Annotated in this window: 16 protein-coding genes; 12 read left to right on the top strand and 4 right to left on the bottom strand. The window is 68.5% G+C overall.

The features are described from left to right. Nucleotides 1-19 precede the first annotated feature (19 nt). Both AC3WOH_RS06545 and AC3WOH_RS06550 read left to right on the top strand, forming a co-directional pair. Complete coding sequence (locus AC3WOH_RS06545) at nucleotides 20-1,159, top strand: branched-chain amino acid ABC transporter substrate-binding protein (protein WP_492228573.1); 1,140 nt, start codon at nucleotides 20-22, stop codon at nucleotides 1,157-1,159. Between the two features lie 213 nt (nucleotides 1,160-1,372). Then, a complete protein-coding gene (locus AC3WOH_RS06550) occupies nucleotides 1,373-2,488 on the top strand; it encodes a porin (RefSeq protein ID WP_492228574.1) in 1,116 nt (371 codons plus the stop codon). Between the two features lie 58 nt (nucleotides 2,489-2,546). Here the strand turns inward: AC3WOH_RS06550 and AC3WOH_RS06555 are convergent, their stop codons facing one another. Next, nucleotides 2,547-4,763 (bottom strand): malate synthase G, encoded by a 2,217-nt coding sequence (locus tag AC3WOH_RS06555; protein ID WP_492228575.1) that lies wholly within the window; start codon nucleotides 4,761-4,763, stop codon nucleotides 2,547-2,549. 172 nt (nucleotides 4,764-4,935) lie between these two features. Here AC3WOH_RS06555 and AC3WOH_RS06560 point away from each other — a divergent pair, with 172 nt between their 5' ends. Together AC3WOH_RS06560 and AC3WOH_RS06565 are read left to right on the top strand one after the other, a co-directional pair. Next, on the top strand, nucleotides 4,936-5,868 hold the full coding sequence (locus AC3WOH_RS06560) for a LysR family transcriptional regulator (RefSeq protein WP_492228576.1): 933 nt from the start codon (nucleotides 4,936-4,938) through the stop codon (nucleotides 5,866-5,868). Nucleotides 5,869-5,921: 53 nt separating this feature from the next. Then, nucleotides 5,922-6,566, top strand: a complete 645-nt coding sequence (locus AC3WOH_RS06565; RefSeq protein WP_492228577.1) for a LuxR C-terminal-related transcriptional regulator — start codon at nucleotides 5,922-5,924, stop codon at nucleotides 6,564-6,566. Nucleotides 6,567-6,573: 7 nt separating this feature from the next. Here the strand turns inward: AC3WOH_RS06565 and AC3WOH_RS06570 are convergent, their stop codons facing one another. Then, nucleotides 6,574-9,246, bottom strand: coding sequence for a hybrid sensor histidine kinase/response regulator (locus AC3WOH_RS06570; RefSeq protein ID WP_492228578.1), 2,673 nt, complete (start codon nucleotides 9,244-9,246; stop codon nucleotides 6,574-6,576). Between the two features lie 261 nt (nucleotides 9,247-9,507). On the opposite strand from AC3WOH_RS06570, the gene AC3WOH_RS06575 reads away from it, so the two are divergent. After that, nucleotides 9,508-10,866, top strand: a complete 1,359-nt coding sequence (locus tag AC3WOH_RS06575; protein ID WP_492228579.1) for a dicarboxylate/amino acid:cation symporter — start codon at nucleotides 9,508-9,510, stop codon at nucleotides 10,864-10,866. A gap of 155 nt (nucleotides 10,867-11,021) precedes the next feature. Beyond that, nucleotides 11,022-11,468, top strand: a complete 447-nt coding sequence (locus AC3WOH_RS06580) for a DUF2214 family protein (RefSeq protein ID WP_492228580.1) — start codon at nucleotides 11,022-11,024, stop codon at nucleotides 11,466-11,468. Nucleotides 11,469-11,538: 70 nt separating this feature from the next. On the opposite strand, the gene AC3WOH_RS06585 is transcribed toward AC3WOH_RS06580, so the two are convergent. Then, a complete protein-coding gene (locus AC3WOH_RS06585) occupies nucleotides 11,539-11,892 on the bottom strand; it encodes a PsiF family protein (RefSeq protein WP_492228581.1) in 354 nt (117 codons plus the stop codon). A 220-nt stretch (nucleotides 11,893-12,112) separates the two neighbouring features. On the opposite strand from AC3WOH_RS06585, the gene argS reads away from it, so the two are divergent. The 6 genes from argS (at nucleotide 12,113) to AC3WOH_RS06615 (ending at nucleotide 18,429) form a co-directional block, all read left to right on the top strand. Next, on the top strand, nucleotides 12,113-13,822 hold the full coding sequence (argS, locus tag AC3WOH_RS06590; protein ID WP_492228582.1) for an arginine--tRNA ligase: 1,710 nt from the start codon (nucleotides 12,113-12,115) through the stop codon (nucleotides 13,820-13,822). 12 nt (nucleotides 13,823-13,834) lie between these two features. Further along, the gene (locus AC3WOH_RS06595) at nucleotides 13,835-14,485 is read left to right on the top strand and encodes an SPOR domain-containing protein (RefSeq protein ID WP_184860079.1); all 651 of its coding nucleotides are present in this window, start codon (nucleotides 13,835-13,837) and stop codon (nucleotides 14,483-14,485) included. An 85-nt stretch (nucleotides 14,486-14,570) separates the two neighbouring features. Further along, the gene (locus tag AC3WOH_RS06600) at nucleotides 14,571-15,227 is read left to right on the top strand and encodes a thiol:disulfide interchange protein DsbA/DsbL (RefSeq protein WP_184860081.1); all 657 of its coding nucleotides are present in this window, start codon (nucleotides 14,571-14,573) and stop codon (nucleotides 15,225-15,227) included. Nucleotides 15,228-15,337: 110 nt separating this feature from the next. After that, on the top strand, nucleotides 15,338-15,985 hold the full coding sequence (gene lptA, locus AC3WOH_RS06605; protein WP_492228583.1) for a lipopolysaccharide transport periplasmic protein LptA: 648 nt from the start codon (nucleotides 15,338-15,340) through the stop codon (nucleotides 15,983-15,985). Nucleotides 15,986-15,996: 11 nt separating this feature from the next. Beyond that, nucleotides 15,997-16,764, top strand: coding sequence for an LPS export ABC transporter ATP-binding protein (gene lptB / locus AC3WOH_RS06610; RefSeq protein WP_311773843.1), 768 nt, complete (start codon nucleotides 15,997-15,999; stop codon nucleotides 16,762-16,764). Between the two features lie 63 nt (nucleotides 16,765-16,827). Then, nucleotides 16,828-18,429 carry an RNA polymerase factor sigma-54 gene (locus AC3WOH_RS06615; RefSeq protein WP_492228584.1) on the top strand — a complete coding sequence of 534 codons (1,602 nt, stop codon included), beginning with the start codon at nucleotides 16,828-16,830 and terminating at the stop codon, nucleotides 18,427-18,429. Here the strand turns inward: AC3WOH_RS06615 and AC3WOH_RS06620 are convergent, their stop codons facing one another. Then, on the bottom strand, nucleotides 18,430-18,807 hold the full coding sequence (locus tag AC3WOH_RS06620; protein WP_492228585.1) for a VOC family protein: 378 nt from the start codon (nucleotides 18,805-18,807) through the stop codon (nucleotides 18,430-18,432). Between the last annotated feature and the right edge of the window lie 2 nt (nucleotides 18,808-18,809).

Genomic DNA, 18,809 nt, shown 5'->3' on the forward strand with positions numbered 1-18,809 from the left:
AGAAGAAAAAGGAACATTCATGCCATACAGCCAACATTGGATGATCGGCGCCACGCTCGCACTGCTGGGTGCAGGCGCCAGCGCGCAAGACGTCGTGCGCATCGGCCACGTGGGCCCCACCAGCGGCCCCATTGCCCACCTGGGCAAGGACAACGAGCTGGGCGCGCGCATGGCCATCGATGAACTCAACGCCAAGGGCGTGGTCATCGGCGGCAAGAAGGTCCGGCTCGAACTGCAGGGCGAAGACGACGCGGGCGACCCGCGCCAGGGCACGGCGGCCGCACAGAAGCTCGTCGATGCCAAGGTGCATGCCGTGGTCGGCCACCTCAATTCGGGCACGACCATTCCGGCGTCCAAGATCTACAGCGATGCGGGCATCGCGCAGGTCTCGCCCTCGGCCACCAACCCCAAGTACACGCGCCAGGGCTACAAGACCACCTTCCGGGTGGTGGCCGACGACGTGCACCTGGGCGGAACGCTGGGCAAATACGCGGTGAACGTGCTCAAGGGCAAGAGCATTGCCGTCATCGACGACCGCACGGCCTACGGCCAGGGCGTGGCCGCCGAGTTCGAGAAGGGCGCCAAGAGCGCGGGTGGCAGCATCGTGGGCCACGAGTTCACCACCGACAAGGCGGCGGACTTCATGGCCATCCTCACCAGCCTCAAGGCGAAGAAGCCCGATGTGATCTTCTTCGGCGGCATGGACTCGGTGGCCGGCCCCATGCTGCGGCAGATGAAGCAGCTGGGCATCCAGGCCCGCTTCGTCGGGGGCGACGGCGTCTGCACGGCCGAGCTGCCCAAGCTCGCCGCGGGCGACATGGCCGACGGCCAGGTGGTCTGCGCCGAAGCCGGTGGTGTGGAGGGCGCGCAGAAGAAGGGCATGGACGACTTTCGCGCGCGTTTCAAGGCAACCACCAAGAACGAGGTGCAGGTCTACGCCCCGTACTCGTACGACGCGGTCGGCGTGATCGTGGCCGCCATGGTCAAGGCCGGCTCCTACCAGCCTGCCAAGTACCTGCCGGTGCTGGCACAGACCAAGGGCTACCCGGGCGTGACGGGCAGCATCAGCTTTGACGCCAAGGGCGACCTGCAGGGCGGCGCGTTGACCCTGTACACCTACAAGGCCGGCCAGCGCGAGGCCATCGGCGTGGTGCGCTGACAAGCGCTGCAGCCGGGGAGGGGATCCCTGGCACCCTGGAGGAGCGACCAAGGTTTGCCTCCATGCCCTGCGGCATGGAGGCATTTTTTTTGGTCGCCTGGACGGTGCGGGGAAAAGAGGGTGGATCCTCCATTGCTCGGGATTGGTGTTTTTGGTATACCTAAACACGTTTGGGTATCCATATTGAAGAAATTACCAACCACGAGGATCTCTATGAACTCTTCCATGCATCGCGCACTGGCCCTGGCGGGCTGCGCCGCCCTGCCGCTTGCCGCGCTGGCCCAGCCGGCGGACGCCAACCGGGTCAGCCTCTATGGCTTTCTCAAGGTGGACGTGGAGCAGGTGCGCGCATCGGGCACCGCGGGCGCTGCGGCCCTGCGTGCCAACCGGCTGTCCAACAACCTGTCGGTGCTGGGCTTCCGGGCCCGGGAGGACCTGGGCGGCGGCATGGCCGCCTGGGCCCAGTTCGAGGGCAATGTCCGCGTGGACACCGGCGACGGGCCGTTCAGCGGGCGCAATACGGCGCTGGGGCTTTCCACCCCGGCCGGCGAACTGGTGCTGGGGCAATGGGAGGCGCCGCTGCGCTTTGCCTCGGTGTATGCCATCGACCCCTTCACGGCCGGCATATTCGCCTCCAACTCCATCATGGGCAACGGTTTCGCGACGGCGGCCAACGGCCAGTCCCCGGCTTCGTTCGACCGGCGCCAGCCCAACCTGCTGCAGTACTGGTCGCCGGCCATGGGGGCCTGGTCGCTGCGGCTGGCCTATGCCCTGCCGGAGGAAAAGACCGACCAGACCTCCCCCGACATGTTCAGCGGCCTGCTCAGCTACCGCGACGGCCCGCTCTACGCGGCTTGGGGCTACGAGTTGCACCGCGCCTACTTCGGCGCACACAGCCGCGACGATGCGCACCGCCTGGCCCTGGCCTACACCTTGGGCCGAACCCGGCTGCGGGGCAGCTGGGAGCAGTTGCGCTACGAGCCCGCGCCCGGCGAGTCTCTGCGGCGCAGTGCCTGGCAGGTGGCCGTGACGCACCAGCTCGACGACTGGCAGGAGCTGGCACTGTCCTACGTGCAGGCCCAGGCGGCGCGGGGCCATGCCAGCAGCGCCGTGGGCGGTATCGGCGTCCCGGGCAGCGACTCGGGCGCGCGCCAGGTCTCGCTGGGCTACACCTACCGCCTGTCCAAGCGCACGGACCTGTGGGCGGCCTACACGCGCATCACCAATGGCGCGACGGCGGCCTACAACCTGTCGGCCAACGGCATCGCCGGCCTCAAGCCGGGGCAGGACCCTTCGGGCCTGGGCCTGGGCATCACCCACCGCTTCTGAGCGGCGGCCAGCAAAAACGGCACCCGAAGGTGCCGTCGTTGTGGGCTGGTGGCTCGGCTCAGGCGGCGGCAGCGGCCTTGAGCTTCAGGCGCCAGGCATGCAGCAGGGGCTCGGTGTAGCCGCTGGGCTGGGCCATGCCCTTGAAGACCAGGTCGCAAGCCGCCTGGTAGGCCATGCTGGTGCCGAAGTGGCCGGCCATGGGCTGGTACAGCGGGTCGCCGGCGTTCTGGCCGTCCACCACGGCGGCCATGCGCTCGAAGGTCTCCTTGACCTGGGCTTCGGTGACCACGCCATGGCGCAGCCAGTTGGCCATGTGCTGGCTGCTGATGCGCAGCGTGGCGCGGTCTTCCATCAGGCCCACGTTGTGGATGTCGGGCACCTTGGAGCAGCCCACGCCCTGGTCCACCCAGCGCACCACATAGCCCAGGATGCCCTGGGCGTTGTTGTCCAGCTCCTGCTGCTTCTCGGCGTCGGTCCAGTGGGGCGTGGCCGTCACGGGCACGGTGAGCAGGCCGGTCAGCAGGTTGTCGCGCTCGGCGTTCACATCGGTCTTTTCCAGGCCGATCTGGATCTCGCTCACATTGACCTGGTGGTAGTGCAGCGCGTGCAGCGTGGCGCCCGTGGGGCTGGGCACCCAGGCGGTGTTGGCGCCGGCCTTGGGGTGGGCGATCTTCTGCTTGAGCATCTCGGCCATCAGGTCGGGCATGGCCCACATGCCCTTGCCGATCTGCGCCTTGCCGCGCAGGCCGCAGGACAGGCCCACGAGCACATTGTTCTTCTCGTACGACTGGATCCAGGCGCTGGTCTTCATGTCGCCCTTGCGGATCATGGGGCCGGCCAGCATGGCGGTGTGCATCTCGTCGCCCGTGCGGTCCAGGAAGCCGGTGTTGATGAAGGCCACGCGGCTGGCGGCCGCGGCGATGCAGGCCTTGAGGTTCACGCTGGTGCGGCGCTCTTCGTCCATGATGCCCAGCTTCACGGTGTCGGCGGGCAGGCCCAGCAGCTGTTCCACGCGGCCGAACAGATCGCTGGCAAAGCCCACTTCAGCGGGGCCGTGCATCTTGGGCTTGACGATGTAGACGCTGCCCTTGCGCGAGTTGCGGATGCCGTTGGCGCCGTGGCCTTGCAGGTCGTGCAGGGCGATGGTCGTGGTCACGACCGCATCCATGATGCCTTCGGGGATCTCGCGCTGCGTGCCTTGGGCATCGGTGTACAGGATGGCCGGGTTGGTCATCAGGTGGCCCACATTGCGCAGGAACATCAGCGAGCGGCCATGCAGGCGCACGCCACCAGCCTTGCCGTCGGGGGCCGTGTACACGCGGTCGGCGTTCAGGCCGCGCGTGATGGTCTTGCCGCCCTTGGCGACCTGTTCGGTCAGCGTGGCCTGGATGATGCCCAGCCAGTTGCTGTAGCCCAGCACCTTGTCTTCGGCGTCCACGGCGGCTACCGAGTCTTCCAGGTCGAGGATGGTGGACAGGGCCGCTTCCAGCACCAGGTCGCTCACGCCGGCCGCATCGCTCTGGCCGATGGGGGTGGCACGGTTGATCTGGATGTCGAGGTGCAGGCCGTTGTGCTGCAGCAGCACCGACGAGGGGCTGGCCGCATCGCCCTGGTAGCCCTTGAACTGCGAAGCGTCCTTGAGGCCCGTGCTGCTGCCATTGGCCAGCGAGACCACCAACTGGCCGCCTTCGACGCGGTAGCCGGTCGAATCCTTGTGCGAGCCGCCCGCCAGGGGTGCCGTGTCGTCCAGCACCTGGCGTGCGAAGGCGATCACCTTGGCGCCGCGCACCGGGTTGTAGCCCTTGCCCTTCTCAGCGCCATCGGTCTCGGGGATGGCATCGGTGCCATACAGCGCGTCGTACAGGCTGCCCCAGCGCGCGTTGGCGGCGTTCAGCGCATAGCGCGCGTTCAGGATGGGCACCACCAGCTGCGGGCCGGCCTGGGTGGCCAGCTCATCGTCCACATTGGCGGTGGTGGCCTGCACGTTGGCGGGCTGGGGCACCAGGTAGCCGATCTTTTCCAGGAAACCGCGGTAGGCCACCATGTCGGTGATCGGGCCGGGGTTGGCCTGGTGCCAGGTGTCCAGTTCGGTCTGCAGGCGGTCGCGCTCGGCCAGCAGGGCGATGTTGCGCGGTGCCAGGTCGGCGACGATGGCGTCAAAGCCCTTCCAGAAGGCGGCGCTGTCCACGCCGGTGCCGGGCAGCACCTTGTCTTCGACGAAGCGGAACAGGGAGGTGGCCACTTGCAGGCCGTGGATGGAAGTGCGGTCGGTCATGGGAGTGCCTCGGGCGGTTGGATGTGGACAAAAGCAGGGCCCACCATGGCAGGCCATGGGCACACTGTATTGCAAATGTTTGTCGATATAAATATGCTCAAAAGCTGGAAACCAATGACTTTTTCGCAAAAATAGAGGGCTCCACCGCCCGCCCACCTTCCGGATCCACGCCATGGACAAGCTCAAGGCCTTTGAATCCTTTGTTTCGGTTGCCACGCGCGGCAGCCTGACCGCCGCTGCCAAGGCCGAGGGGGTGGCGCCGGCCATCATGGGCCGCCGGCTCGATGCGCTCGAAGAGCACCTGGGCGTCAAGCTGCTGGTGCGCACCACCCGGCGCATCAGCCTCACGCACGAGGGCAGTGCCTTTCTGGAGGACTGCCAGCGCCTGCTGTCCGACGTGGCCAATGCCGAGGCCAGCGTGTCCGAAGGCGGCGTCAAGGCCACGGGGCACCTGCGCATCACGGCACCGGCCGGTTTTGGCCGGCGCCATGTGGCGCCGCTGGTGCCGCGCTTTCGCGCCGAGCACCCCGATGTGACGATCTCGCTGAACCTCAGCGACCGCGTGGTCGACCTGGCCGGCGAGGGTTTCGACTGCGCCGTGCGTGTGGGCGACCTGCCCGACTCCTCCCTGGTCAGCGTGCGCATTGCCGACAACCGGCGGCTGTGCGTGGCCACGCCCGGCTACCTCCAGCACCACCCGGCCCCGCGCCACCCGGGCGAACTGCCCTCGCACGACTGCCTCACCCTGTCCAGCGAAGCCTCGCAGACACGGGGCTGGGCCTTTCGCATGCCGCTCGAAGGCGGCGGCACCGAGGTCGTGCACCTCAAGCCGGGCGGGCCGCTCGATTGCTCCGACGGGCAGGTGCTGCACGACTGGTGCCTGGCCGGCTATGGCATTGCCTGGCGCAGCACCTGGGAGGTGGAGGCCGAGATCGCGGCCGGCCGCCTGGTCGAGGTGCTGGAGGACTTTGCGGCGCCGCCCAATGGCATCTACGTGGTCTTCCCCCAGCGCAAGCACATGCCGCTGCGCGTGCGGCTGTGGATCGACTTCCTCAAGCACCATTACGCGCAGCCCGCGTTCTGGCGCGGCATGCCGGCCCCCTGACCAGGGTCTTGCGCCTGGATGCACGGTGCCGGCCGTGGCAGACTGTGCACTCCATGTCCGAGCCCACGCTCCTGGTCGCCGATGACCATCCCCTGTTCCGTACCGCCGTGCTGCATGTGCTGCGCGAGCGCCTGCCCCAGTTCCGCACACTGGAGGCGGCCAGTGCGGCCACGTTGGGCGCCGCCTTGCAGGAGCATCCCGAGGTCGAGCTGGTGCTGCTGGACCTGAGCATGCCCGGCGCCCGCGGCTTCTCGGCCCTGCTGCACGTGCGCGGCGAGTACCCGGAACTGCCCGTGGTGATCATCTCGTCCAACGACCACCCGCGCGTGATCCGCCGGGCCCAGCAGTTCGGCGCCGTGGGCTTCATTCCCAAGTCCGCACCGGCCGAGGCCATGGGCGCGGCCATCGAGGCGGTGCTGGCCGGCGACAGCTGGTTCCCGCCCATGGCGGCCGAGCGTTCCGAGGCCGATGCCGAACTCGCCGCCCGCCTGGCACAGCTCACGCCCCAGCAGTTCCGCGTGCTGCTCTACCTGGCCGATGGCCTGCTCAACAAGCAGATCGCGGCCGAGATGGGGCTGGCCGAGAACACCGTCAAGGTGCATGTCACCGCCGTGCTGCGCAAGCTCGCCTGCCACAGCCGCACCCAGGCCGCGGTGCTGGTCAAGGGCCTGGAGACGGAAGACGCCGCTTCCGCCTGAGGCCGGCTCAGCGCTCGCGCAGCCGCAGCAGGGTCTGGCTCATCAGCGCACGCAGCGCGGGCGCACGCACCGGCTTGGCCAGAAAGCCCCAGCCGCGTTCGGCGGCCTGGCGCCGCAGGGTGGCATCGCGCTCCGCCGTCACCAGGATCACGGCGGGCGACTGGCCCCAGCGCTGGCACAGGGCCGCATAGACGTCCGGGCCGTGGTGGCCGGCCCCCAGGTTCACGTCCAGCAGCACCAGCTCGGGCGCCTGGCCGGGCCGGGCCTGGCCCAGCGCCTCAGCCGCGCCGCCGGCCAGGGGCACCTGGCAGCCCCAGCGTTCCAGCAGGGCCCGGGTGGCGGTGCAGGTCGGTCCGTCGTCCTCGATCACCCAGGCGCTGCTGCCGTGCAGCGGTGCGTCCTCGGGCGGTTGCTGCGTGGTCGCGGGCGCCGGGGTCTGCGGCACGGCGGCCGCATCGCCCAGGGGCACCAGCACCCAGAACACACTGCCCCGGCCCAGTTGCGAGCGCAGCCCGATGGGGTGGCCCAGCAGCCGGCCCAGGCGCTCCACGATGGCCAGGCCCAGGCCGGCACCCCGGTCATCGGCACGGCCTTCGTCCAGGCGGCGGAACTCCTCGAAGATCTCGCGCTGCAGCGCTTCGGGGATGCCCGGCCCTTGGTCGTGCACCTCGATGCGCAGGTGGCTGTCGCCTACGCGCCGGCAACCCACCACGATGCGCCCGCGCCGGCTATAGCGGATGGCGTTGGAGACGAAGTTCTGCAGGATGCGGCGCAGCAGGTTCTCGTCGGTGCGCACCACCTGGCGTGTGGGCACGCACGAGAGCTGCAGGCCCTGGCTCTCGGCGAGCACGCCGAAGTTGTGCGCCAGCACCTGCAGCAAGGGGCCCAGGGCCACGTCGTGGATGCGCACCTCAAGCTGGCCCGACTCCATGCGCGAGATGTCGAGCAGGCTGTTGAGGATGGCGTCCTGCGCGGCCAGGGCCCCGTCGATGCTGTCGGCCGCATGCCGGCCGGCCTCGTCGTGCAGGTGGCCGCGCAGCAGCGAGGTGAACATGCGCGCGGCGTTCAACGGCTGCAGCAGGTCGTGCACGGCGGCCGCCACGAAGCGCGTCTTGTAGCGGTTGGCCTGCTCGGCCTCGCGCCGGGCCGCGTCCAGGTCGCGCGTGCGGTCGGCCACGCGCTGCTCCAGTGCATCGGCCAGCGAACGCAGTTCGCGCGCGGCGTTCTTGTAGCTCGTGATGTCGGCATAGCTGGTCACGAAGCCGCCTTCGGGCAGCGGGTTGCCGCGGATCTCCAGCACTGTGCCATCGCCCTTGGCGCTCTCGTGCAGGTGGGGCAGGCCGCTACGCAGGTGCGACAGGCGCCGTTCGATGGCGTCGTCCACCGGGCCCGCACCCAGCAGGCCACGGCGCGCGTTGTGGCGCAGCAGCTCCGCGATGGGCCGGCCCACCTGCATCAGGTCGGCGGGGTAGCGGAACAGCTGCACATAGCGCGAATTCCAGGCCACCAGGTTCAGGTCGGCATCGATGATGACCACGCCTTGCGGCAGGTGCTCCAGGCTGCGCGACAGGCCCGTGTCGGTCTGCTGCGCCGCCTGCTGCGCGGCCTGCACGATACCGTCCTGCGCGGTGCGCAGCTCCTGGGCGTGCTGCTGCAGCACGGTCTCCAGCTCCTGGCGGCTGCGCTGGCGCAGCGAGGCCAGGCGCTGGCGCTGGCGCACGAACAGCACCAGCAGGGCCAGCGCCAGCCAGCCTCCGCCGCCAGCTGCGGCCGCCCAGCGGCTGTCGGCCACGCTGCTGTGGGTCTCGTGCACCAGGTGCAGCTGCCACGGGGTTCCGGGCAGGGGTTGGGTCTGCCACAGCAGGCGGCCGGGCACGCCCGGCAGATCGGCGGTCTGCAGGCGCACCAGGCGGCCGCCGTTGTCCATGTGCTCGTCCACCCGGTAGTCCAGCGGGCGCAGCGGCTGGTCGGAGTACTGGCGTGTCGTGGCCAGCTCGCGCCGCTCGGCATCGGAAAGGGGCTCGAGCAGCCGGTAGCGCCAGGCATCCTGGCTCGCCAGGAAGACCACGCCATGCGCGTCGGAGGCGAGCACGATGTCCTCGGTCTGCAGCCACTCGCGCTCCAGCTCCTGCAGCGCGATCTTGATCACCACCAGGCCCAGCGGTTCACCCTGTGCGTTGCGGATGGCCTGCGACAGGAAGTAGCCCGGCTCGCCCGTCGTCACCCCGATGCCGTAGAAGCTGCCGCTGCCCAGCGCCAGGGCCTGCTGCACGTAGGGGCGAAAGCTGTAGTCCACGCCCACGTTGCTCGTCGCCGTGCGCCAGTTGCTGGCCGCCACGGCCAGGCCCTCGCGGTTGATCAGGGTCAGCGTGGAGGACTGGCTGGCGCCGTTGGCACGCTCCAGCTTGCGGTTGAGCCCGTCCACCTCGGCCGGGCTCTGGGGCCGGCTCAGCGCCTCGTACAGCTGCGCGTCCAGTGCCAGCACCTCGGGCAAGGTGCGGTAGCGGTCGATGCGTTGGCCGAGTGTCTGCCCGTACAGGGCCAGTTGGCGCTGCACGCTGTCGCTCTCTTCGTGGAGCGAGTGCTGCCAGGCCCATTGCCCGGCCACGAACATGCTGGCCGCCATGCCGGCGAGCAGGGTCAGCACGGTCCAGAACTTGCGGCGGTGGGGCAGGGGCATGGCAGGGGCGGGTGTCCGCGGGCGTTTTTCGGTGCGCCGCCGGCAGGAAGAGGGCGGCTGCCCGCACCGGCGCGGTGCGCCTGCGAGTGTGCCGCAGCTTCTGCGGGGCTAAGTATTTCCACTAGGTCGTGCGGGCGTTCTCCCTATGGGAGCGCCAGCGACTACTACCAATTAGCTATCTGCTGAAACGGCGTGCAGCGGTACAAACGGCAGCCTCGACGCACCCCGCTGGTGCGGTTTCCGTGACTTCTGGAGTCCCCCATGCACGCCATTCCTGCCCAGGCCACCCCACCGGTGCACCTGCCGTTCTACCGCCAACTCTACTTCCAGGTGGTGCTCGCCATTGTCCTTGGGGTGCTGCTGGGCCATTTCGAGCCGGCCTACGGCGAAGCGCTCAAGCCGCTGGGCGACGCCTTCATCAAGCTGGTGAAGATGATCATCGCCCCGGTGATCTTCCTGACCATCGTGACCGGCATCGCGGGCATGTCGCAGCTCTCCTCCGTGGGGCGCGTGTTTGGCAAGGCCATGGCCTACTTCCTGTTCTTCTCCACGCTGGCGCTCATCGTCGGCATGGTGGTGGCCAACGTGGTGCAGCCCGGCGCGGGCATGAACATCAACCCGGCCGACCTGGACCAGACGGCCGTGAAGACCTACGTGGCCAAGTCGCACGAGATGACGCTCACCGGCTTTGCCATGGACATCATTCCCAAGACCCTGGTCAGCCCCTTCGTGGGCGACAACATCCTGCAGGTGCTGCTGGTGGCCGTGCTGTTCGGCATCGGCCTGGCCATGGTGGGTGAGGCCGGCCGCCCGGTGCTCAACTTCCTCGAAGCGCTGACCACGCCCGTGTTCAAGGTGGTGGCCCTGGTCATGAAGGCCGCACCCCTGGGGGCCTTCGGCGCCATGGCCTTCACCATCGGCAAATTCGGCCTGGGCTCGCTCGTGAACCTGGCCTGGCTGGTGGGTTCGTTCTACGTCACCTCGCTGCTCTTCGTGCTGGTGGTGCTGGGTTTCGTGGCGCGCCTGTGCGGCTTCTCGGTGCTCAAGCTGTGCCGCTACCTCAAGGCCGAACTGCTGCTGGTGCTGGGCACCTCGTCGTCCGAGTCCGCGCTGCCCTCGCTGATGGAAAAGATGGAGAAGGCCGGCTGCAGCAAGTCGGTGGTCGGCCTGGTGGTGCCCACGGGCTACTCCTTCAACCTGGACGGCACCAACATCTACATGACGCTGGCTGCGCTGTTCATCGCCCAGGCCACCAACACCGAGCTGACGCTGGGCCACCAGGTTGCCCTGCTGCTCGTGGCCATGCTCAGCTCCAAGGGCGCAGCGGGCGTGACGGGCGCGGGCTTCATCACCCTGGCCGCCACCCTGGCCGTGGTGCCCGAAGTGCCCGTGGCCGGCATGGCGCTGATCCTGGGCGTGGACCGCTTCATGAGCGAGTGCCGCTCGCTGACCAACTTCATCGGCAATGCCGTGGCCACCGTGGTGGTCTCGCGCTGGGAAAACGCACTCGACTACCAGCGCCTGAATGCCGCGCTCGACGGCCATCCGCTGCCGGACGTTGCAGCGGCTTCCCCGGTGGTGCCCGCCGACGTGGCGGCCCTGGCGCGTCCTGTGGCCTGATCGCGGACGGCCCCCTGGCGGGGAGCGAAGGGGCATGCCTGCAAGGGCCTGCCCCTTTTTTTGCCTGCGGTTGCCGGTGTCGGGCAGGGCGCCTGCCCGCACGGGCCGTTCATCGCGCACAATCGCCGCGAAACGACCCAAGCAAAGGACCCGCGATGACCCTCGAAGCCGTACTGGCCGCACTGCACATAGTGGCCATACTGACCCTGGTGGTGTTCCTGTCGAGCCAGGCGGCGCTGTGCCGCACCGAATGGCTCAATGCCGCGGTGGTGGAGCGCCTGGCCCGGCTCGACGCCATCTACGCCGCCTCGGCCATGGTGCTGGTGGCCACGGGGCTCGCGCGCGTGTTCTTCGGCGTCAAGGGCATGTCCTGGTACATCTCCCAGCCCATGTTCCACCTCAAGATCACGCTGGTGGTGGCGATCGCCATCGTCTCCATCTTCCCGACCATCGCCTTTCGCCGCTGGCTGCGCCAACTGCGTGCCAACGGCGGCCTGCCCGATGCGGCCGAGGTCGCCCGCGTGCGCCGCCTGGTGATGCTGCAGGCCCATGTGATCCCCGTGGTGGCCGTGATCGCGGTGTTCTGGGCGCGCGGCTGGTAGAAAAAGAAAACCCGCCGGGCAGCAGGCCGGGCGGGTTGGTCTTGGCTGGCGGGGCATCCCGCTCAGGGCTTCACTTCTTGAGGCAGTCGCTCATGAAGGCCTTGCGCTCGTCGCCCTTCTTGCCGGCGGCTTCGGCGTTGCAGGTCTTCATCTTGTCCTGCTGGGTGGCGGGCTTGTTGGACAGGCAGGTCTTCATGAAGGCCTTGCGCTCATCGCCCTTCTTGTCGGCCGCTTCGGCGTTGCAGGTGGCCATCTTGGTCTGCTGCTTGGTGGGCGCTGCGGCGGCAGAGGCCGCTGGTGCTGCCGGGGTGGCGGCTGCAGCCGGTGCAGCGGCCTTGGCCGGGGCTGCAGGGGCATCGGCAGCATGCGCTGCGCCGAACGAGAGAACCAGGCCCAGGGCCGTCAGGGAGAGAAGCTTTTTCATGTAGTGCTCCGGTGGTAAGGGCATCCGATGCAATCCACATCGGATTGCCCGATTACAACGTACGGGCATCGGCCGGCGCTGACACGCGCGCCCGGCGGCAAGAATTCTTTACGATCTGTTGCGAAGACGCAGCGCCTTGCGGGCCCGCCAGGGCCGGATTTGGTGGCGTGGGCCATACACCTGGCCAGGGCGTCCTTGGCCGGCCCCGTAAAATCCCCCGATGCTCTCTGTCAAACACGATCTGCTGGCCGCGCTCGCGGCCGAGCTGGACACCCTTTCCCCTGGCGCAGGCGCCAAGGCGGCGTTCGAATCCCCCAAGGTGGCGGCGCACGGCGATTTCGCCTGCACGGCGGCCATGCAATTGGCCAAGCCGCTCAAGCTCAACCCGCGTGCGCTGGGCGAGCAGCTCAAGGCCGCGCTCGAGGCCACGCCGGCCTTCACGCGCTGGGTGGATGCCATCGAGATCGCCGGCCCCGGCTTCCTGAACATCCGCCTGAAGCCCGCCGCCAAGCAGGAGGTGGTGCGCGAGGTGCTGTCGGCCGGCGAGCGCTTCGGCTACCAGGCCGACCGCGGCGCCAAGGTGCTGGTCGAATTCGTCTCGGCCAACCCCACGGGCCCGCTGCACGTGGGCCACGGCCGCCAGGCCGCGCTGGGCGACGCCATCTGCAACCTGTTCGCCACGCAAGGCTGGAGTGTGCACCGCGAGTTCTACTACAACGACGCGGGCGTGCAGATCCAGACGTTGACCCACAGCACCCAGCTGCGCGCCAAGGGTTTCAAGCCCGGCGACGAATGCTGGCCCACCGACCCCGACAACCCGGCCAGCAAGGCCTTCTACAACGGCGACTACATCCAGGACATCGCCAACGATTTCCTCGCGAAGAAGACCGTCAAGGCCGATGACCGCGAATACACCGCGAGCGGCGACGTGGACGATGTGGAGTCGATCCGCCAGTTCGCCGTGGCCTACCTGCGCAACGAGCAGGACAAGGACCTGCAGGCCTTCAACCTGAAGTTCGACGAGTACTACCTCGAATCGAGCCTGTACACCAGCGGCCGCGTCGAGGCCACGGTGGGCAAGCTCGTGGCCAACGGCAAGACCTACGAGCAGGACGGCGCCCTGTGGCTCAAGAGCACGGACTACGGTGACGACAAGGACCGTGTCATGCGCAAGAAGGATGGCACGTTCACCTACTTCGTGCCCGACGTGGCCTACCATATCGCCAAGTGGGAGCGCGGCTACACCAAGGTGGTGAACATCCAGGGCACGGACCACCACGGCACCATCGCGCGCGTGCGTGCCGGCCTGCAGGCGGCCGAGGTGGGCATCCCGCAGGGCTACCCCGACTATGTGCTGCACACCATGGTGCGCGTGGTCAAGGGCGGCGAAGAGGTCAAGATCAGCAAGCGCGCGGGCAGCTACGTGACCCTGCGCGACCTGATCGAGTGGACCAGCAAGGACGCCGTGCGTTTCTTCCTGCTCAGCCGCAAGCCCGACACCGAGTACACCTTCGACGTGGATCTGGCCGTGGCGCAGAACAACGACAACCCGGTGTACTACGTGCAATACGCGCATGCGCGCATCTGCTCGGTGCTGCGCAGCTGGGCCGAGCAGGGCGGCGGCGACGTGGCCTCGCTCCAGGGCGTGGACCTGTCCGCCCTGGAAGGCCAACAGGCCCAGGCGTTGATGCTGCAGCTGGCCAAGTACCCCGAGATGCTGACCGCCGCCGCCGAGGGCGAGGCGCCGCACGACGTGACCTTCTACCTGCGCGACCTGGCGGCCAGCTACCACAGCTACTACGACGCCGAGCGCATCCTGGTGGACGACGAGGCGGTCAAGCGCGCGCGCCTGGCGCTCGTCGCCGCGACCGCGCAGGTACTGCACAATGGCCTGGCTGTGCTGGGCGTATCGGCTCCGGCCAGAATGTAAGCAACCACTACCATGAAGAAAAAGCAACTGGGCGGAACCATCATCGGCTTTATCGTGGGCGTGATCTTCGGCCTGGGGGCCGCGCTGGCGGTGGCCGTGTACGTGACCAAGGTACCCGTGCCCTTCCTGAACAAGGGCGGCGCGCGCGGCACCGAACAGGACGCCGCCGAAGCGCAGAAGAACAAGAACTGGGACCCGAACTCGCCGCTGTACGGCAAGAACCCGGCCCGGCCGCCTGCGGCTGCCGCGTCTGCCCCCGCCACGGCGGGCGTGGCCCCGGCGCCCGCGCCCACCGCCTCGGCGCCTGCCGTGGCCGCCGCGGCCTCTTCGGCCAAGCCGGCTGCAGCCGCCAAGCCCGGCAGCGCCGACCCGCTGGGCGACCTGGCAGCCGCCAAGGCCGCTGCGGCGCCGGGCAACAGCGCCGACCCCTTCGACTACTTCGTGCAGGCGGGGGCTTTCCGCACCCAGGCCGATGCCGACGCGCAGCGTGCCAAGCTGGCCATGCTGGGCTGGGAGGCCCGCGTGAGCGAGCGTGAGCAGAACGGCCGCACGGTGTTCCGTGTGCGCGTGGGGCCCTTCACCAAGCGTGACGACGCCGCCCAGCTCAAGGACAAGCTGGACACCACTGGCGTGGAATCCGCCCTGGTGCGGGTGCAGCGCTGACGGTGCAGGCGGGCCGCTGCCCGCCTGAACTTTTTCCAGGGGCGTGGCTCACACCCCCAACACCAGACCAAGGAGTGTCTTTTTCATGAAACGCCGCGAGTTTTCCCTGTCTGCCGCTTCCGCAGTGGCTGCATCCGCCCTGGCCCTGCCCGTGGCCACCCCCGCACTTGCGCAGGCGCGCCAGTTCAAGGAGGGCAAGGACTACCGCAAGCTCGACAAGCCGCTCACACCCGATGCACCGGCCGGCAAGGTCGATGTGATCGAATTCTTCTGGTACGCCTGCCCGCACTGCAACGCCTTCGAGCCCACGCTGGAAGCCTGGATCAAGGCCGCTCCCAAGGAGCTTTCCATCCGCCGCGTGCCCGTGGCCTTCAATGCCAGCTTTGTGCCGCTGCAAAAGCTGTACTACACGCTCGAAGGCATGGGCAAGGTCGGCGAACTGCATGCCCGGGTCTTCCGCGCCATCCACGTCGAGAAGGTCAAGCTCGCCAAGGACGAGGAGATCATGGCCTGGATCGCCACGCAGGGCGTGGACGTGGCCAAGTTCAAGGAAATCTACAGCTCGTTCACGGTCTCCAACCAGGTGCGCCGTGCTTCGCAGCTGCAGGACGCCTACGGCGTGGAAGGCGTGCCCTCGATGGGTGTGGCCGGCCGCTACTACACCGACGGCACGATGGCGGGCAGCATGTCCGTGGTGCTGCAGGTGGTGGATCAACTGGCGGGTGTGGCGCGCAAGGCCTGACCCTGGCCTGGCGGGACGACCTCCTGCTGCCGACCCAAGCCCGCACATGCGGGCTTTTTTCATGGGGTGTCGCCACGGGTGGCTACAATGATCTGCAAGATTCGTGCCCTATGAACTACCGCATCCTCCCGACCCTCCTCCTCGCGGCCCTGGCTGTCGTCCAGACCGCGGCCCATGCCGAAAAGGCCGACCGCAACAAGCCCATGAACATCGAGGCCGACGCACTGCGCCACGATGAGCTCAAGCAGACCAGCGTGTTCACTGGCCGGGTGGTCATGACCAAGGGCACCATCGTGTTGCGCGGTGCGCGGCTCGACGTGCGCCAGGACGCGGACGGCTACCAGTTCGGCGTGGTCACCGCCGAGCCGGGCAAGCGCGCCTTCTTCCGCCAGAAGCGCGACACCCTGCCAGGCGCGCCCGACGAGTTCATCGAAGGCGAGAGCGAGGTCATCGAATACGACGGCCGCGCCGACAATGTGAAGTTCATCACCCGTGCGGAACTGCGGCGCTTCCGCGAATCCACGCTGACCGATGAGATCACCGGCCAGGTCATCGTCTACAACAACCTGACCGACGTGTTCACCGTGGATGCCAAGCCACGCAGCAGCACCAATGCCGCGGGCGACGCGCCCGCACCCGGTGGCCGCGTGCGCGCCATCCTGTCGCCCAAGGAAACCCCGGCCGGTGCCGCGGCACCGGCCGCACCGGCCTCCGGCACCACCCTGCGCCCCAGCAGCACCCTCGGCGGCGCCAAGTGAGCGAGGCTGCCGTGAACACCGTCGCCGCGTCCCCGGCGGAAAGCCGGCTGGAGGTGCACCACCTCGAAAAATCCTATGGCAGCCGCAAGGTCGTCAAGGACGTTTCGCTGGTCGTGCAAAAGGGCGAGGTCGTCGGGCTGCTCGGCCCCAACGGCGCGGGCAAGACCACCTCGTTCTACATGATCGTGGGCCTGGTGCGCAGCGATGCCGGCGATATCCGCATCGACGGCCATTCGGTGGCCCACATGCCCATCCACCGGCGCTCGCGCCTGGGCCTGTCCTACCTGCCGCAGGAAGCCTCGATCTTTCGCAAGCTCACGGTCGAGGAAAACGTGCGCGCCGTGCTCGAGCTGCAGCGCGGCGAGGACGGCCAGCCCCTGGCGCGTGCCGTGATCGAGGAGCGCCTCACGGCCCTGCTGACCGAGCTGCGCGTGGAGCACCTGCGTGCCTCGCCCGCACTGGCCCTGTCGGGCGGCGAGCGCCGCCGCGTGGAGATCGCCCGTGCGCTGGCCACGCAGCCGCGCTTCATCCTGCTGGACGAGCCGTTTGCCGGCATCGACCCCATCGCGGTGATCGAGATCCAGCGCATCATCGGCTTCCTGAAGGCACGCGGCATCGGCGTGCTCATCACCGACCACAACGTGCGTGAGACGCTGGGCATCTGCGACCACGCCTTCATCATCAGCGACGGCCACGTGCTGGCCCAGGGAACCCCGTCCGAGATCGTCGACAACGCCGAAGTGCGCCGGGTCTACCTGGGTGAACACTTCCGCATGTAGCCCCACGATGGAACGGACGCCCTTTGCCCACCCGCCTTCGCTGCAGTCCCGGAAGGACGCGCGATGAAGCCCGGCCTGTCGCTGCGCGTATCGCAGCACCTGGCGCTCACGCCGCAGCTGCAGCAATCGATCCGGCTGCTGCAGCTGTCCACGCTGGAGCTGGGCCAGGAGGTCGAGCAGATGCTCGACGAAAATCCGTTCCTCGAACGCAATGCCGACGAGGCGCCGCGCGAGGAGTTCGGCGTGGACACGGCCGATGCGCCGGCCCAGCCCGATGAGTACAGCTCCGACGATGCGGTCTACTCCAACGCCCCGGGCAGCAGCACGCCGAGCGAGTCCGTGGCCGACACGCCCCAGGGCGATGGGGAACTGGGCAGCAGCGCCAGCGACGAGCCCGACTGGAGCGGGGATGGCACAGTGGATGTGTCCCCCAACGATGCCGAGTGGGGCGGCGATGCGCCGGCCCGCAACCGCAACGATGGCGAAGGCGACGAGGCCGATGCCACCGAGCTGGCCCGCTCGCACGAATCGCTGACCGCCTTTCTGCACCGCCAGGCCCTGTCGCTGCGCCTGTCCGAGGTGGACAGCGCCGCACTGCGCTTCCTGATCGAATCGCTCAACGACGATGGCTACCTCGAAGAGCCCCTGGAAGAGCTGGCCATCGCCCTGGCCGGCCCCGACGATCTGGAGCAGATCGAGGAACTGGTGCACCGCTTCACCGTGGCCCTGCGCCTGCTGCAGAGCTTGGAGCCCGTGGGCGTGGGCGCCCGCAACCTGGGCGAATGCCTCACGCTGCAGCTCTCGGCCCTGGCGGCCGACGAGGACAGCGATGCCGACCCCGACACCGTGCAGACCGCGCTGCGCGTGTGCCAGCAGCCGCTGGAGATGCTGGCACGCCGCGACATCCGCCGCCTGACCCAGCTGTGCGGCGACGGCGAGGAGCGCACACGCGCCGCCATGGCCCTGATCGCCCGGCTGGAGCCGCGCCCGGGCCGCAAGTTCGTCGATGTGGAGCGCAACATCATCGTGCCCGACGTCATCGTGCGCAAGGCCGGGCGCGCCAACGGCCGCGACGGCCAGCACAATTTCATCGTGGCGCTGAACCCCGACGTGATGCCGCGCCTGCGCGTGCACGACATCTACGCCGGCGCCCTGCGCGGCCACAAGGGCGGCGAGGGCCACCAGGCCATGCAGCAGCGGCTGCAGGAGGCGCGCTGGTTCATCAAGAACATCCAGCAGCGCTTTGACACCATCCTGCGCGTCTCGCGCGCCATCGTGGAGCGGCAAAAGAGCTTCTTCACCCATGGCGAGCTGGCCATGCGCCCGCTGGTGCTGCGCGACATTGCCGACGAGCTGGGCCTGCACGAGTCCACCATCAGCCGGGTGACCACGGCCAAGTACATGGCCACGCCCATCGGCACCTACGAGCTCAAGTACTTCTTCGGCTCGGGCCTGGGTACGGAGACGGGCGGCAATGCATCGAGCACGGCCGTGCGTGCGCTCATCAAGCAGTTCGTCGCGGCCGAAAGCCCGGCCAAGCCGCTGTCGGACAGCCAGATCGCCGAGATGCTCAAGGAGCAGGGTATCGAATGCGCACGCCGCACCGTGGCCAAGTACCGCGAAGCGCTCAAGATCGCACCCGCCAACCTGCGCAAAGCGCTCTGATCAGGGCAGGTTGCGGAAGGCGCGGCTGGAGATGCTGACGGCATTGCCGTCCGGGTCCTTGGCATTGGCGAAGGCATAGCCCTTGGCCTGGTGCGTGGGTCCGAACTCCAGCCCCTGCGCCAGCGCCTGGGCCTTGAAGGCCTCCACTTCCGGCACATGGAAGCACAGCTTGACCCCTGCCTGCCCGAGCTTCACGCTTTTGGCCGCCTGGTGGATGAGGATGCCAGCCCCGCCACCGGGGGCGTGCAGCTCGATCAAGCCCTCCACCACCACCTCGCCCGTGGTCTCGAACCCGAAGTGCGCGCGGTAGAAGGCGGCGCTGCGCTGCATGTCGCGTGCATAGACCATCACGGTGCCGAGGACGGCAGGCAGAGCCATGG

This window comes from Acidovorax sp. FW305-C-20-28 (genome assembly GCF_058783375.1).

Excerpts from the sequence above, each read along its gene's own strand:
- argS (WP_492228582.1), top strand. The coding sequence starts at position 12,113 with ATGCTCTCTGTCAAACACGATCTGCTGGCCGCGCTCGCGGCCGAGCTG.
- AC3WOH_RS06560 (WP_492228576.1), top strand. The coding sequence starts at position 4,936 with ATGGACAAGCTCAAGGCCTTTGAATCCTTTGTTTCGGTTGCCACGCGC.
- AC3WOH_RS06570 (WP_492228578.1), bottom strand. The coding sequence starts at position 9,246 with ATGCCCCTGCCCCACCGCCGCAAGTTCTGGACCGTGCTGACCCTGCTC.
- AC3WOH_RS06555 (WP_492228575.1), bottom strand. The coding sequence starts at position 4,763 with ATGACCGACCGCACTTCCATCCACGGCCTGCAAGTGGCCACCTCCCTG.
- lptA (WP_492228583.1), top strand. The coding sequence starts at position 15,338 with ATGAACTACCGCATCCTCCCGACCCTCCTCCTCGCGGCCCTGGCTGTC.
- AC3WOH_RS06620 (WP_492228585.1), bottom strand. The coding sequence starts at position 18,807 with ATGGCTCTGCCTGCCGTCCTCGGCACCGTGATGGTCTATGCACGCGAC.
- AC3WOH_RS06575 (WP_492228579.1), top strand. The coding sequence starts at position 9,508 with ATGCACGCCATTCCTGCCCAGGCCACCCCACCGGTGCACCTGCCGTTC.
- AC3WOH_RS06595 (WP_184860079.1), top strand. The coding sequence starts at position 13,835 with ATGAAGAAAAAGCAACTGGGCGGAACCATCATCGGCTTTATCGTGGGC.
- AC3WOH_RS06585 (WP_492228581.1), bottom strand. The coding sequence starts at position 11,892 with ATGAAAAAGCTTCTCTCCCTGACGGCCCTGGGCCTGGTTCTCTCGTTC.
- AC3WOH_RS06580 (WP_492228580.1), top strand. The coding sequence starts at position 11,022 with ATGACCCTCGAAGCCGTACTGGCCGCACTGCACATAGTGGCCATACTG.
- AC3WOH_RS06550 (WP_492228574.1), top strand. The coding sequence starts at position 1,373 with ATGAACTCTTCCATGCATCGCGCACTGGCCCTGGCGGGCTGCGCCGCC.
- AC3WOH_RS06600 (WP_184860081.1), top strand. The coding sequence starts at position 14,571 with ATGAAACGCCGCGAGTTTTCCCTGTCTGCCGCTTCCGCAGTGGCTGCA.
- AC3WOH_RS06615 (WP_492228584.1), top strand. The coding sequence starts at position 16,828 with ATGAAGCCCGGCCTGTCGCTGCGCGTATCGCAGCACCTGGCGCTCACG.
- AC3WOH_RS06565 (WP_492228577.1), top strand. The coding sequence starts at position 5,922 with ATGTCCGAGCCCACGCTCCTGGTCGCCGATGACCATCCCCTGTTCCGT.
- AC3WOH_RS06545 (WP_492228573.1), top strand. The coding sequence starts at position 20 with ATGCCATACAGCCAACATTGGATGATCGGCGCCACGCTCGCACTGCTG.